At 67.1% G+C, this 13,676-nt stretch carries 11 protein-coding genes; 3 read left to right on the top strand and 8 right to left on the bottom strand.

Going from position 1 to position 13,676, the window contains the following annotated elements:
• Positions 1–150: 150 nt before the first annotated feature.
• The gene (locus tag MFF26_RS21885) at positions 151–2,937 is read left to right on the top strand and encodes a [protein-PII] uridylyltransferase (RefSeq protein ID WP_137828072.1); all 2,787 of its coding nucleotides are present in this window, start codon (positions 151–153) and stop codon (positions 2,935–2,937) included.
• 254 nt (positions 2,938–3,191) lie between these two features.
• Complete coding sequence (gene grpE, locus MFF26_RS21880) at positions 3,192–3,803, top strand: nucleotide exchange factor GrpE (RefSeq protein ID WP_238308560.1); 612 nt, start codon at positions 3,192–3,194, stop codon at positions 3,801–3,803.
• A 6-nt stretch (positions 3,804–3,809) separates the two neighbouring features.
• On the opposite strand, the gene MFF26_RS21875 is transcribed toward grpE, so the two are convergent.
• The 4 genes from MFF26_RS21875 to MFF26_RS21860 form a co-directional block, all read right to left on the bottom strand.
• Positions 3,810–5,411, bottom strand: coding sequence for a sensor histidine kinase (locus tag MFF26_RS21875; RefSeq protein WP_238308559.1), 1,602 nt, complete (start codon positions 5,409–5,411; stop codon positions 3,810–3,812).
• Positions 5,408–6,106: a response regulator transcription factor gene (locus MFF26_RS21870; RefSeq protein ID WP_137828074.1), complete on the bottom strand. Its 699-nt coding sequence runs from the start codon at positions 6,104–6,106 to the stop codon at positions 5,408–5,410. The genes MFF26_RS21875 and MFF26_RS21870 overlap by 4 nt, the downstream gene beginning before the upstream one ends.
• Before the next feature lie 9 nt (positions 6,107–6,115).
• Positions 6,116–7,618 (bottom strand): DUF4153 domain-containing protein, encoded by a 1,503-nt coding sequence (locus MFF26_RS21865; protein ID WP_238308558.1) that lies wholly within the window; start codon positions 7,616–7,618, stop codon positions 6,116–6,118.
• Positions 7,619–7,769: 151 nt separating this feature from the next.
• The gene (locus tag MFF26_RS21860) at positions 7,770–8,441 is read right to left on the bottom strand and encodes a polyamine aminopropyltransferase (protein ID WP_137828076.1); all 672 of its coding nucleotides are present in this window, start codon (positions 8,439–8,441) and stop codon (positions 7,770–7,772) included.
• Between the two features lie 87 nt (positions 8,442–8,528).
• Between MFF26_RS21860 and MFF26_RS21855 the strand changes: the two genes are divergently transcribed.
• Positions 8,529–8,786: a hypothetical protein gene (locus tag MFF26_RS21855; RefSeq protein ID WP_137828077.1), complete on the top strand. Its 258-nt coding sequence runs from the start codon at positions 8,529–8,531 to the stop codon at positions 8,784–8,786.
• A gap of 32 nt (positions 8,787–8,818) precedes the next feature.
• On the opposite strand, the gene MFF26_RS21850 is transcribed toward MFF26_RS21855, so the two are convergent.
• The 4 genes from MFF26_RS21850 to MFF26_RS21835 form a co-directional block, all read right to left on the bottom strand.
• Positions 8,819–10,696: an HAD-IIIC family phosphatase gene (locus MFF26_RS21850; RefSeq protein WP_171015406.1), complete on the bottom strand. Its 1,878-nt coding sequence runs from the start codon at positions 10,694–10,696 to the stop codon at positions 8,819–8,821.
• A 4-nt stretch (positions 10,697–10,700) separates the two neighbouring features.
• Positions 10,701–10,949, bottom strand: a complete 249-nt coding sequence (locus MFF26_RS21845; protein ID WP_137828079.1) for an acyl carrier protein — start codon at positions 10,947–10,949, stop codon at positions 10,701–10,703.
• A gap of 102 nt (positions 10,950–11,051) precedes the next feature.
• Positions 11,052–12,137 carry a hypothetical protein gene (locus MFF26_RS21840; protein WP_137828080.1) on the bottom strand — a complete coding sequence of 362 codons (1,086 nt, stop codon included), beginning with the start codon at positions 12,135–12,137 and terminating at the stop codon, positions 11,052–11,054.
• Positions 12,138–12,696: 559 nt separating this feature from the next.
• Positions 12,697–13,632 (bottom strand): DUF1698 domain-containing protein, encoded by a 936-nt coding sequence (locus tag MFF26_RS21835; RefSeq protein ID WP_137828081.1) that lies wholly within the window; start codon positions 13,630–13,632, stop codon positions 12,697–12,699.
• Positions 13,633–13,676 lie beyond the last annotated feature (44 nt).

Genomic DNA, 13,676 nt, shown 5'->3' with positions numbered 1-13,676 from the left:
CGAGGGCGGGCGCGGTGTCGCGAGCGCCTTGTGCTGCATGGCTAGAACACGACCGTTCGTTTCGTCAAACAAAAATCCGCGAAACAGAACGGTTGAGTTGCGCATAACCCAGCGCTGCCCAAGCCGACGTAACATGCTAACGGATCGGCCATGTTCGATCCTGTGATTGTTCTGGAAAAGGTCGTCGACGGCCTCGATCGCGACGCGCGCGAGCCGACCAAGCTGCGCAGTCTTCTCGTGCCCGAGTTGAAGAAGGTGCTGGAGGCGGGCCACAAGGACGCCGAACGCCTTCTCCTGAAGGAGCGCGACGGCCTTGCCTGCGCCAAACGCATCAGCCGGCTCACCGATGCCGTCGTGCGGGCGATCTACGACGCGGTGGTCTGGCGGCTCTACCCGAACGACAACCCCTCCACCGGGGAGCAGCTCGCGGTGGTGGCGACCGGCGGCTACGGCCGGGGCACGATGGCGCCGGGCTCGGACATCGATCTCCTGTTCCTGCTGCCCTACAAGCAGACGGCCTGGTCGGAGAGCGTCGTCGAGGCGATGCTCTACGTCCTCTGGGACCTCAAGCTCAAGGTCGGCCACGCCACCCGCTCGGTGGAGGAATGCCTGCGCGAAGGCCGCGCCGACATGACGATTCGCACCGCGCTCCTCGAATCGCGTTTCCTGTTCGGTTCGCGCGCCCTGTTCGAGGAGCTCGTGACGCGATTCGATTCCGAGCTGGTAATCGGCACGGCCCCCGAATTCGTCGATGCCAAGCTGCGCGAGCGCGACGGGCGGGTCAGCAAGGCGGGCGCCTCGCGCTACCTCGTCGAGCCCAACGTCAAGGACGGCAAGGGGGGCTTGCGCGACCTCAACACGCTGTTCTGGATCGCGAAATACACCTACCGGGTCCGCGACCCGATGGAACTCGTCCATGCCCGCTTGTTCACGCCGGACGAGTACCGCCTGTTCGAGCGCTGCGAGGAGTTCCTGTGGCGGGTGCGCTGCCACATGCACTTCGTGACCGGGCGCCCCGAAGAGCGTCTCTCCTTCGGGCTCCAGCCGAAGATCGCCGAGCGCTTCGGCTACGGCGCCCGCGGCGGCCTGTCGGGCGTCGAGCGCTTCATGAAGGCCTATTTCCTGATCGCGAAGGATGTCGGTGACCTGACCGCCATCGTCTGCGCCGAACTGGAGGCGCGCCACGCCAAGCGCACGCCGGTCCTCGACCGCTGGATCGGCCGCTTCCGCGACCGCTTCCGCGCGACCGCGATGGAGGCGGAGGATTTCTGGATCGATAACGGGCGGGTCAATCTGCGCGGCGAGGACGCGTTCGAGCGCGATCCGGTCAACCTGATCCGGTTGTTCTGGCTGGCTGACCGGCACAACCTGCCGATCCACCCCGACGCGACCCGCCTTGCCAGCCGCTCGCTGCGGCTGCTCACCCACGCGGTGCGGACCGATGCGGAAGCGAACCGCCTGTTCCTCGACATCCTCACCTCGAAGAACGCCCCCGAGACGATCCTGCGCCTGATGAACGAGGCCGGCGTGCTCGGCCGGTTCATCCCGGATTTCGGGCGCATCGTGGCGATGATGCAATTCAACATGTACCACCACTACACGGTGGACGAGCATCTGCTGCGCTCCCTCGGCGTACTGGCGGCGATCGATTCCGGCCGGGTGCGGGAGGAACATCCGCTCGCCACGCGCCTGATCGACACGATCCACAACCGGCGCGCCCTGTACGTGGCGATCCTGCTGCACGACATCGCCAAGGGCCGTCCGGAGGATCACTCGATCGCGGGGGCGGCCATCGCCCGCAAGCTCGGGCCGCGCTTCGGCCTCTCCCAGGCGGAGACCGAGACGGTGGCGTGGCTCGTCGAGCACCACCTGCTCATGTCGATGACGGCGCAGAGTCGCGACCTGTCGGATCACAAGACCATCGAGAAATTCGCGAGCGTCGTGCAGAGCCTGGAGCGGCTGAAGCTGCTGGCGATCCTGACGGTCGCCGACATCAAGGCGGTCGGCCCCGGCGTCTGGACCGCGTGGAAGGGGACGCTGCTACGCACCCTCTACGACGAGACCGAGGTCGTGCTCTCCGGCGGCCATTCCGAGATCGCCCGCACCGACCGGGTGCGGCTGATCCAGATGGGCCTGCGCGAGCAGCTCGCCGATTGGAGCGCGGAGACCTTCGACGCCTACGCCGCCCGCCACGGCCAGGCCTACTGGCTCAAGGTCGACGGGACGCGCCAGTACAAGAACGCCCGCTTCCTGCGCACCATCGTCGAGGAGGGCCGCACCAGCGCCACCACCTACGAGACCGACCCGGTGCGCGGCGTGACCGAGTTGACGGTCTACTCGCCCGACCATCCGCGTCTGCTCGCCATCATCACCGGGGCCTGCGCCACGAGCGGCGGCAACATCGTCGACGCGCAGATCTTCACCACGTCCGACGGCTTCGCCCTCGATTCGATCTTCATCTCGCGTGCCTTCGAACGCGACGAGGACGAACTGCGTCGCGCCAAGCGCATCGCCACGGCGATCGAGCGGGCGCTCAAGGGCGAGATCAAGATCGCCGAACTGGTGGCCGACAAGCATCCGAAGGAGCCGCCCAAGACCTTCCTCGTGCCCCCCGACGTGTCGATCGACAACGCCCTATCGAGCCGCGAGACCGTGGTCGAGATCACCGGCCTCGACCGGCCAGGCCTGCTCTACGAGCTGACGACGGCGCTGAACCGCCTGAGCCTGAACATCACCTCGGCCCATGTCGCCACCTTCGGCGAGCGCGCGGTCGACGTGTTCTACGTGACCGACCTCACGGGCACGCGCGTCATGCAGCCGGATCGCCTGGCGACGATCCGCGCGGCGGTGATGGAGGTGTTCGCCAGCGACGTCGCGGCGCTCCGCGCGGAGGGGCTCGACGCGCTCGTCGATTCACCGCCGCCCAGGGAGCAATAGGCCCTATCGCCTGAGCTTCACGGGTGATGCGCCGTATGGCCGGGCACGGAAGGCGCTTCGCGCAGCGGCTCAGCCGAGGCGTCTGGCGGAGTCAAAGCGTGAGCTGGCGGAGGGGGGCGCCGGCGACTGGACCGACAAAATTGCGGCGGTAGCGCCACGCTTGTCCGGGCTCGGTGCTGCTCCAAACTTGATTTCGGCATTTCGCCGAATGATATCAGCGCTCACCCCGACACGAGAGCGCAACCGATCGCACGATGATGGCTGACGACACGGAACATCAGAACCGGACGAACGGCGCCGAGGCGAGCCCGGAGACCGCGCAGGCCTCCGTCCAGACCGCGGGTGCCGACGCCGAGGCGCTGGCGGCGGCGATCGCCGAGCGCGACGAGTTCAAGGACCGGCTGCTGCGCACGCTGGCCGAAATGGAGAATCTGCGCCGCCGTACCGAGCGCGAGGTGACGGACGCCCGCACCTACGCGGTGACGAATTTCGCCCGCGACATGCTCAACGCCGCCGACAACATCCGCCGCGCACTGGAGAGCGTGCCGGCCGAGGCCCGCGCCAGCGCCGACGGCGCGTTCAAGGGCTTGATCGAGGGCATCGAGCTGACCGAGCGCGATCTCGCCAAGACCCTGGAACGCCACGGCGTGAAGGTGGTCGAGCCCCAAGGCCAGCGCTTCGACCCGAACCGCCACCAGGCGATGTTCGAGGTGCCGAACGCCGAGGTCCCGAACGGCACCGTCGTTCAGGTCGTGCAGACCGGATACGTCATCGGCGACCGGACGTTGCGCCCGGCCCTTGTCGGTGTCTCGAAGGGCGGCCCCAAGCCCGAAGCCGGCAAGGACAAGCCCGCCGACGCGGCTTGAGGACAATCACATCGGGCGCGTCGTCGGGAGCGTGATCTCGAACGCCGCGCCCTCTCCACCGGCAGGGAGCAGCGCGATGGTGCCGCCATGGGCGCGCAGCATCGCGCGGACGATGCCGAGCCCCATGCCGGTGCCTCCGCTCTCCCGACGCGTGGTGAAGAACGCATCGAACACGCGGGCGCGGTTGTCCTCTGGAATGCCGTTGCCGTCATCCGACAGTCGGATCGACACGGCGCCCTCACCCGTCTGCACAGCGATAAGGAGCTTCCGTGCTCCGTGCCGAACGGCGTTGTCGGCGAGGTGGGTAAACACAATCTCGGCATTTTCGGCCGAGATCGCGAGAGTGTGGTCCAATGCGGCGTCCACCTCCACGACGAGCCTAGGAAAGGCTTGTTGCAAGGCCGCGAGCACGGTTTCGAGAGGGGCCGAGCCGCGGATGTCCGGATTGTCGGCCCGAGCCAGTTCGCGCAGGCGCACGAGCAAAGCCGTCAGGCGGCCCGTATCCGACAGGATATTGTCGAGGAACCGGATCTGCTGAGACGCAGTCATGGCGTCTGCGGGGTTCCTCTGCGCGTCGCGCAACAGCTCGGCCGCGCCTTGAATTGCGGTTAGCGGTGTTTTCAGCTCGTGCGAAACATGCGCCGCGAAGGTGGCAATGTAGTCGGACCGTTCGTGCAACTGATGCGCCATCCGGTCCACGCCGAATGACAGCAGCGCGATCTCGCGTGTCCCGAAGGGACCGGGTTTCGCCAGGACGGCACGGTTGCCGCGGGCGATATCTTGGCTGCGCGCGACGAGAGCAAGTATCGGCCGGGTGATCGCCCGCGAGAATATGGCCGCAATGGCGATCACGGCAGCAAGGACCGCTGCGGCGGCGAGGGCCAGTTTGACGCGCTCGCCGTAGAGATGGCGTACCACGTTGCTGGGGGTGCGCGAGGCGTAGACCACGCCCGCCACCCGCTCACCGACGAGGATCGGCATGGCGGCGAACAGGCGTACGCGAGTGCCGCGACTGATCGATGTGAGCGCGGGCGGCGGCTCGTCGGAGACGCGCCGCCGGAGGACTGAAGTGAACCTGCCCTCGAGCGCCGCGGCAACCTCCGGCAAGCCGGCCAGCGAGCGCCCGATCTCGTTGCGCCCAGCAATCACGGTGCCGTCCCGGTCGGTGATCCGGAAACCCGCCAGCGTCACCGCCTGGGTCCGCTCCAGCACCGGCAGCAGCCCCGCGCCGACCGCCAGGAGGGCGGGATCAGGCGGGGTGGCCGGTTCGGTCGCGTCCGGGCGGCGATCGAGGATGTCGGCCACCGCGAGGTCGAGGCTCGGCTGGATCGGCCGGTACCGGTTGTCCAGCGCTTCTGCCGGGGGCGGCGCGACGGTGCCGAGCAGCCCCTCGTGGTCCGGTAGCGCCTCGATCGTGCGGGCCATCACCGCTGCGAGCGCGGCGCTCTGTGCGATCAGTTCGGCCTCGGCCTCGCGGATCGGCCCGTTCTCGTAGACCCGGATCAGGAAGAGGCCGAACAGCGGCAGAGCCGCGACGATACCCAGCACGCCGAGTACCACGAGGCCGAGGCTGGGGCGCCACTTGCCGCGCGGCATTCCCTGGCTCACGCGAGCGGCTCACAGGCGCTGAGCCGGAAGCCGATGCCGTGGACCGTCGCGATACCCTCGCCGCATCCGGCTGCGGCGAGCTTCGCCCGGATGTTGCGCACGTGGCTGTCGATGGTCCGATCCGAGACGTGGACACGGCCGGAATAGGCCGCATCCATCAGCTGGTCGCGGCTCAGCACGAGGCCCGGTCGTGCGGCGAGCGCCGCCAACATCGCAAATTCGGTCGCCGTGAGCGCCAGCTCCTCCGCGCCGAAATGCGCCTCGTACCGCTTCAGGTCGAGGGTGAGGCCGCCATGAACCAGCACCGGATCGGGCGTGACCGGGAAACGCGGGGTACCCCGGCGCAGGATGATGCCGACCCGAGCCACCAGTTCGCGTGGGCTGAATGGTTTGGTGACGTAATCGTCCCCGCCGATCTCCAGCCCGAGCACCCGGTCGATCTCCTCGTCGCGCGCGGAGAGGAACAGGATCGGTACCTCCGACGTCCGGCGGACTTGCCGGCACAGCTCCAGCCCGTCCATGCCCGGCATCCCGACATCGAGGACAATCAGGCGCGGCGGCTGCGCCGCGATCCGGGCGAGCGCCTCGTGTCCGTCACGGGCGATGGCCGTGGCGTAACCGGCCTTGGTGAGCGCGAAGCAGATCACGTCACGGATATGCGGGTCGTCATCGACGACGAGGATCGGGCCGGCCATGGTTCGGCCCTACCGGATGTCAGGCGCGTTGAACATCGGGCTCACGTCGACGGGCGCGAAGGGCTGGCGCTCCAGATAATGCCGCAACCTTTGCGCGCGAAAGCTCCATCCGCGCCAATTGCCGCCCCGACGAGCATGCTCGACCTGAGCGGCACGCCACTGCGCGGCGATCGTCAGATCCTGGCCGAAGGCGTGAGGCAGGTAACGGTCGACCGCTCGGACTGCATTCGGCCCGAGGCTCATGGCGTACGGGAGATCGAAGGCTTCGCCCGTGCCGCCGAGTTCGCGGCTCTGCGCGATGTTGAAATTACTCACCAGCGCGGAGAAATTGGCGAAGGCGCAGCCATAGAGGACGACGAGGAGTACGAGGCCGTTCGCGGCCACGAGCCAGCGATTCGAGCGCCGTAGCGCAATGCGGGCCACGATGAGCAGCAGGCCTACTGCCACGAGGCCCATCCAGACGAAGGCTGCGGCGCGCACCAGCGTCATCGAATAGACCGCGACGTAGAGGTCGAGCCGCAAGGCCGCCGAGACCACGAGCAGGACGTTCTGGGCGATCCAGAGATAGACGAGCCGGCGGATCTTCGGAGAATGCTCCCCGGCCCCGCCGGGGCTCATCGCGATCAGGACGAAGGCGGCGGCGAGGAGGGCGGTAGCGACCAGCGGATAGGCGCCGCGATGGGCATAAGCCGCGTAGGTAAGTCCCTCGGGAAGACTGAGGCCGCCCCAGAGATAGAGGATGTCGAGTCCGCTCTGTACGGCGAAGAGCAGATTGAACAGCACGAGGCAGCGCCGGACGATGGTCGGGTCGCGGGCAACCTGTGGCGCCGTTTGGAGCACGGCCGGAGCTTTGCGGGCGCGGTGGCGCAGGCGTAATGCCACGAAGGGCCATGCCAGCGCCGCGAGGAGAGTCCAGGCGAAGACCCGTCCGAGGGCGACGTTCGGATAGAGCGACAAGCTCGGGATGCGTTTGAGCCACGCATCGATCAGCGGGTTGGCCGAGACGAACAAGGCGGCGAAGAGACCGGTGAGGACGACCGGCAGGATCCAGCCCACGACCGCCCCGACGCGCCAGCGCCGAACCGCGCCGACGGAATTGGTCAAGCCGACGGCGGCATCGAAGACGATCTGGAATGGGCCGGCGATCAGCATGCATCGCATGGCGTTCAGCGTTGCGCCCCAGCCCGGCGCCAACCCGCCGGTGACGATGACGGCGAAGGCCAGCAGGCCGCCGATTCCGAACAGGATGGCGAGCCAACCGGTATCCTCGACAAGCGGCAGCAGGCCGAGCACGAGCAGCGCGAGGGCCATGCCGAGACTGCGAGCGTCCCGCTGCACCTGATTTGCCAGCGGCACGGTGGCGGCCAGCGCAGCCAGGAACACCGCGACTGAAATCCCTAGCGAATATCCGTAGAAGAGCTGATCGCCGAGGGCCACCAGGGCGGGCAGAAACAGCCATCGTGGTGGCCGATGGGTCAGTCGCGACGGAGAGACGGTGCGTAGAGCGAGCATCGGCGGGCAACCTCAAGGGCGGAGCCGTGCGCGTTCCCCTTGAGCGGTGCGCGGCTTCCGTCTGCTGAGATTGACCCGGCACACGGCAGTAGCTTTGGAGCTCGTGCGCAGAGGTTCAGGCATTTCGTGCAGAATTCGTGCAGGCGGGGCTTCAGACCCGCGTCGCGATCCATACCACGTGGCGCGGGCCGCTCGTGCCGTTGGCGGGCATGCGCGTCTCCTCGACGGCGAACCCCATCCGCTGCAGCCGGGCCTTGAACTTCCGGTCGGGTGTCCCGGACCAGACGCCGAGGATCCCGCCCTGTGTCAGGGCCCATTGCGCCCGCTTGAGGCCCCAGGCGTCGTAGAGGCGGTCGTTCGCCCGCCGCATCAGGCCCTCGGGGCCGTTATCGACGTCGAGCAGGATCGCGTCCCAGGCCTCCGCGCCCGATTGCACGAGACGGTTCACGTCGACCTCGCACAAAGTGACCCGCGGGTCGTCCAGGCAACCGCGGAAGATGTCGGCGAGGGGACCCCGGGCCCAGGCCGTCACCGCCGGCACGAGTTCGGCCACGACGATCCGGGCATCCGCCGGGAGCGTCCGCAGCGCCGCCCGCAACGTGAAGCCCATCCCCAGGCCGCCGATGAGCACCCGCGCGCCGGAGCGTCCCGTCAGGCGCGCGCAGGTCAGAGAGGCCAGAGCCTCTTCCGAATGGCCCCGGGTGCTGTTCATCAATTCCTTGCACTCGACGACGATCGAGAACTCGGCGCCGCGCTGCATCAGGTCGAGGCTTTTGCCGCCGCCGGGCACGTGCCCGGTGTCGAGATGGACCCAGGCGTTCATCGCTGCCCTTCGAACCTTGCGCTGGACGCAACCCCGACCGCGGCGGCCGCCGTTGCCCTGCACATCGAGCCGCGTCTATCAGCGCCGATGGCCAAGCGCATCAAGTCTCTGCCGCAGCAACGCGGCTTCGTGAGTTTCGACGTCGTCTTCGCTGACGGCTCGCGTGCCTCGAACCGGCGCGTCCCGATGGAAATCCTGGGCGGCCTCGACGGCGATCTGCCCGCCCGCGAGCTTATTGCCGAGCAGGAGGCGGAGATCGCCCAGAAGGCCGGACGCCCGCCGCGGGAAATCGAGAGCCTCACCCGCTCGCCGCCGCCGAGCCAGAAGCCCGCTGCCCTGGGCTAAGGCGGGCGCATGACGGGGCGCGGCGAAACGCGTCACCCCTCCGCCGCGATGCGGATCGCAATGGCCTGAGGTGCCGCCCGCTCCAACGGGAGGGCGAAGCGCCGTTCGGCCGCTTCCTCGCGGCCGAAATCGTGATCCACGAAGCCGAGCCGCGGATACAGATCGCGGACCATGCCGTTCTTCAGACTCGGCCGGTAGAGGCCGATGAGGCGGTCGACGCCCCGGTCGCGCGCCGCCGCGACCAGCACATCGCACATCGCCGCCTCGACGCCCCGGCCGATCACCCGGCAACTCATCAGCCAAGTCTCGACGATCAGATCCGTCCCGCTCCGCCGCCCGATGATCGCGCCGATGATGCCGTTATCGGCGAGCCGGTCGATCAGCCGGAAGGACAAGGCGAGCGTATCGGGATCGGTCAGCAAGGCGGCTGCCTCGCCTTCATCGATGCGCCGGGTCGTCAAGTTGAACTGATTGGTTTTGTTGATGAGCTGGACGATGCGGGGAAGATCCGCGGGCGTGAAGGGCCGCCACAGCAGGCGCATCTCGAGACCGGCGAGATAGGCCGGCAGATCGCTCCCCTGCGCCTCGACCTCTCGGCGCGCCGCGTAATGGCCGCTGCGCGCACGATCTTCCGATGTCACGCCGAGCGCCTCGAAATAGCCGGCCTGGGCGATGCGGTCGGCGTAGCCGCTCACGTCCGGCGGCAATTCGGGAACGGCGACCTCGGGAAGGGCCGTGCGCACCCGGTCGCGCTCGTACGGGTTGTCGTCGACGAAGACGAGGGCGTCGAGGCCCAAGCCCAGCCGCTCGGCGACCCGGCGCAGATTGGCCGCCTTGTCGTCCCAGTTGGCCACGAAGGCGGCGATCTCGCCCGGCCGCAAGACCATCTCGGGATGGTGTTCGAATGCCTCCAGGGCGTTGGCCGCATCGTTCTTGGAGACGACCGCCAGCACGATGCCCCGCCGCGACAGATCGCGGGCATAGGTCTGGAATGCGGCGAAGGCTTCGCCCTCGGCGCTGCCCGGCCCGAGCACCAGATTCGCCGGACCATCGTCGCCGACGACGCCGCCCCAGACGGTGTTGTCGAGATCGAGCACGAGGGCCTTGCGTGAGAGGCCGCGCCGGGCCGCCAGCATCCGCGCGACGAGATCCCCGTAGAAGGGCGCCGCCGCCGGGGCGATCTCCTGCTTGGCGCGCAGCCACCAAACGGTCTCGTGCCACGCGGTCAGACCATGCCGCAGGATCGCGTTCTCCATGGCGAGCACGTCGACCCCCTCCTCCGCGGCCATGCCGTGGAGGGCGGCGTTCAGGCGGGCGACGCAGGCCGCACGGGAGCCCGGCAATCTCGCCTCGCCCGATCCGAGCAGGGGCACCGGCGTCGGCAGGAGTGTCTGCTGGATCAGCCCGCAGCCGAATCGCGCCCGCGCGGCGCGCCAGAGATGACGCCAATCCGCGAGCACCGCCTCGTCCGTCCGGCGGACATCGTCTGCCTCCTGCCCGATCGTGAACCCGGCGGTCGCGTGCGGCGTATCGAGAGCGAGCAGGATCTCGTCCGGGCGGAAGGCGTGAAGACCTGAGGACGGATCGAGGATCTCCTGGCGATAGGCCCCGAAGGCCCCTTCGTATATCTCGATCCAGAGCCCGCGCCGAAGCCCGGCAACGCGGATCCCGGCCACGAGATGCGACACGGTGGCCGAGCCGAGGACCGCGAGCCGCAGCGGGGGACGGGCCAAGCCCGGCGGCGCTTCGGCAAAGACCGCGTCCAGGGCTCGGGCGAGAGCATTCGTGCGCACGGCGTTGAGGCGCGTGTTCGCGAGCGCGACGAAGCCGTCCCACGAGGGTATCTGGCGCAGGGCCGCCACGCGTTCCGCCCACGGGCCGGGATCGGGCAGCCAGTCGAGATCCGGCACGCCGTCAGGCTCCGGCCCGCTTGCGGGCGATCGTGTCCGCAAGATCGCCGACGCTGGCGAGGGCATCGACCTCCCGCGTGGTGAAGGTGATTCCGAACGCCTCTTCGGTGGCCATCAGGATTTCCACCATCCGACCCGAATCCCATCCGGCGACGTCGCGGGCGGTCATATCCGGCCCCAGGGTCATGGCCGGATCGTCGAAGACCTCACGAAAAATGTCGGTCAGGCGGGTATCGATTTCGTCCGAGGTCATGGTCGTTCCGGGTCCGCTCTCGGCGATCGCCGCCGACGATGATGGTAAACGGTCTCGCCGGTCCTTATCAGGCTGCCGGGAGCCGCGGCACCTCATGTCGCTCTAACCGCGGATCATCAGCCGAGCTGCCAGCGGTGCGCGTGGGGCAGCATCGGGTTCGGGGTTTTCCTCGAAACGCCAGCCGGCGGACCAGAACGCTCCGGCGCCGGGACCGCGGGCGACGAGGCCGACCCGCAGCCGGCGATGGTCATCCGGCAAGGTCGCGGTGACGTGGAGCTTCTGCCATTGGTCCCGAAGGCCGAGATCGGCCTCGCGCGAGCGAAGACGCCGGTCGCCGATCGCGGCAGAGATGCCCTCCCCGCGATAGGCGCGCGGAACCCAGACCCAGCAGGTCAGGGCGTGGACCGCCTTACGGTCGAGCGGCTGCAGATCGACCAGGGGCCCGAACACGGTCTGCTCCGCGTCCGGATCCGGCCGGTGCCGTCTTGGGCGGCCGCTGAAGGCGGACAGCAGATTGACGGGCGGCCGGTGGCTCGCAGGCCGGTCAGCCATCGGAAAGCCGTCGACGAGGGCGGCGGTTCGGCGGCACAGGTCGAGCCAGGGCGGGAGATCGACCGAGGCGACCTGATCGTAGGGCGCGAACCGTTCGACCCGCCCCTCGAGCCAGCCGCCCTCGTGACGGCGCAGGCGCGGTCCGCCCTCCCCCGCCCTCACCGACAGCAGCTCGCAGGACCCATGGCGGCGCACCGCCCGCAGCAAGGCGGCAACCGCGTCGGAGCCCTCGTCCGCCCCGGCTTTGCGCAGGAGGATCTTCTCGCCAAGCCGGAGGTCTTCCAGGAAGCGCCGCTTCAGATAGGCGACCTTGCGGCTTTCCCGCTTCAGCACGGCGGCGGGATCGTCCGACCCGGCCAGATGACCGGTATTGTACTCGAACACGTACCGATGGCTGCGACAGAACAAGTAATTCGAGGCGTGCGGATAGACGAACAGATCGTTGCCCTGGCCGTAAAGTTCGAAATCCGAGTCGAGCGCGTGGATCAGATCGTCGATCCTGGAGGCGGAGAATCGGAGCAGGCCGAGATTCTCGACGCCGCAATACCGTTGGACGAGGCCGAATTCGCAATTGTCGCCGATGCTCTCGAACCGGCCGAGCAGCGCGTGGAGGGGGGGATGCAGTCCGGTTCGCATGTTGGTCCGGGCTTCGTCGTCCGCCCCTTAGGCGTATGCACCTTCGGCCATTCCGTCCGGGCTTGAGGTACTGGATAGGTGGAAGTGGGTGGGATAGTGCCGCTAGAGCGTATCGAGCGCTCGACCTCATCACCGAAACGGTTTCTGGCCGATCCTCTAGGGTCGTTTGCACGCCACGCGCAACCCGTTCCGCGCCGAAAGCGCTCACGCGACTGGAGCCGTGCGCCACTCGTACAGCCAGGGGAGGATATTCGGCACCGAATTTTGGCTGACGATATGATCGCTCGTGCCGGAAGCGCCTCTGAAACTGCGCGCGGCCGGCGACCGCCCAACCATATCCTATCCCGTCCTTGTCGATGGAGGCTGCACCGGGCGCATCGACTCCCACCCGTCGCCTCCTGTCGCGCTTCACGTTCGCCTTCCCATGGGGGGCGGTCGACCTGAAGCTCTGTACCAACCCCGCCAGGCTCGGCCGAGGCGGGGTTTCTCGATCAGCTCGTAAGTGCCGGCTTGAACGTTCGACTGCGCGCTCGAACCTAATTCCGTTGTCAATTCTGTATCAGCGGAAGGCGTGTATCAGCACGCGACGACCGTTTCGTTCAGCGCGATCCGCGATCAAATTCACTGTCTTGAACCCATGCCTCTGACAGATTGCAATGAGATCTTCAGTTCGCAGCCATTTGGCGTGATCGCTCAAGCCTGCGAACGGATTGATCTCGATGCCGGCCTCGATGTGTTTTTGATAAGCGTAAGTTTGGTTGCCGACAGTATAAGTGAACTTTGCTTTTGCGTCGTCCAGCGCCACGTGGGTATCGAGCATCAGCGCTCCTCTTGTCCTCGGAAGAACCACGTCCAGATGCTCGACCGGATTGGTCAGATGATAGAGGACCCCGATGTGGTGAAGCATATCCCAGTGTTCCGGGATCGTGTTTGGCACTTCTTTCTCCAGGTCCCAAAGAAGCAACTCTGTGGTCTGGTCGTAGGCCCATAGTCGAGCCATGGTTTTGAGAATATTTTCAATTCTGCCGTCTACACCAGTGACCCGAGCGGCCCCTAAGAGCAGCGCTGCGAGAGTATGAATGCCTTCAAAGCAGCCAACTTCTAGGACGTGCTTGCCTTCCAGAGGCCAAATTCTGTCGAAGTCGCGCAAGCGCGGATCAATCAGCGCGTTGTAATATGTACGTTTGGTGGAGCTCCAAGCATTGCCGACTGAACGACCTTTGTTGTCGACCGTCATAGCTGCCCAAGGCAGCAAGCGGTTGAACGAGGCCAGCAACTCGTCGCTCAATAATCCGATATTCCTCCCGCTTCTGCTCAGGGCGATGTGATCCCGTTCGAGCGCCTTGCCCGCATCCGGCTGATCGGCATCCTCAAACGTTGCGGCGAAATTTAAAGCAATCGTATTGAGTTCATTGGCTGCTTGAGCTCTTGCCTGACGATCCGGTGCCTGCATCAGATTAATATAGGCTTTGTGCAGTTCGGCTTTTGGTTCCATTGGTGGTCTCTATGCTCCGATTCACGGCTTCATCGACGAGTCGA

The organism is Methylorubrum suomiense, assembly GCF_022179765.1.
GTDB lineage: Bacteria > Pseudomonadota > Alphaproteobacteria > Rhizobiales > Beijerinckiaceae > Methylobacterium > Methylobacterium suomiense.
This window is presented reverse-complemented; position numbering and strand designations above follow the sequence as displayed.

Coding starts and splice junctions, on each gene's coding strand:
- MFF26_RS21885 (WP_137828072.1), top strand. CDS start 151: ATGTTCGATCCTGTGATTGTTCTGGAAAAGGTCGTCGACGGCCTCGAT.
- grpE (WP_238308560.1), top strand. CDS start 3,192: ATGATGGCTGACGACACGGAACATCAGAACCGGACGAACGGCGCCGAG.
- MFF26_RS21870 (WP_137828074.1), bottom strand. CDS start 6,106: ATGGCCGGCCCGATCCTCGTCGTCGATGACGACCCGCATATCCGTGAC.
- MFF26_RS21865 (WP_238308558.1), bottom strand. CDS start 7,618: ATGCTCGCTCTACGCACCGTCTCTCCGTCGCGACTGACCCATCGGCCA.
- MFF26_RS21860 (WP_137828076.1), bottom strand. CDS start 8,441: ATGAACGCCTGGGTCCATCTCGACACCGGGCACGTGCCCGGCGGCGGC.
- MFF26_RS21855 (WP_137828077.1), top strand. CDS start 8,529: ATGGCCAAGCGCATCAAGTCTCTGCCGCAGCAACGCGGCTTCGTGAGT.
- MFF26_RS21845 (WP_137828079.1), bottom strand. CDS start 10,949: ATGACCTCGGACGAAATCGATACCCGCCTGACCGACATTTTTCGTGAG.
- MFF26_RS21840 (WP_137828080.1), bottom strand. CDS start 12,137: ATGCGAACCGGACTGCATCCCCCCCTCCACGCGCTGCTCGGCCGGTTC.
- MFF26_RS21835 (WP_137828081.1), bottom strand. CDS start 13,632: ATGGAACCAAAAGCCGAACTGCACAAAGCCTATATTAATCTGATGCAG.